Origin of the sequence: Streptomyces sp. NPDC127092 (assembly GCF_042722475.1) — a bacterium.
Lineage (GTDB): Bacteria > Actinomycetota > Actinomycetes > Streptomycetales > Streptomycetaceae > Streptomyces.
Genome location: NZ_JBHXFE010000215.1, coordinates 1,224 through 1,476 on the forward strand (window position 1 = coordinate 1,224; position 253 = coordinate 1,476).

1 protein-coding gene is annotated in these 253 nt (G+C 70.4%); it reads left to right on the top strand.

All coding sequences use genetic code 11. From position 1 onward, the window contains the following. Window positions 1–44: 44 nt before the first annotated feature. The coding region (locus tag ACFWJO_RS39030; RefSeq protein ID WP_386872966.1) for a hypothetical protein at window positions 45–253 on the top strand (209 nt) is incomplete at its 3' end.

The window sequence follows — 253 nt, forward strand, 5'->3', positions numbered from 1 at the left end:
GATCTGCCGCTCTGCCTCCGAGGGCCGTGTGCCAGCATGGGGCTATGAGCCGGGTGGGGAATGAGCGTGAGTGGCGGTGGCGCATCGGTGTGGCATCTGCCCTGGTGGGTTCGGCTGGTGTGTTCGCGGGGCTGCGGCAGGATCTGGGACTGGGGTGGGGTCTGACGCTGGTGGCCGTCACGGCCCTCGGGGCGATGCTCGCCTTGCGAGGGGTGCATCACCGGGTCGAGGCGGAGCAGGCTCGCCGCAACGT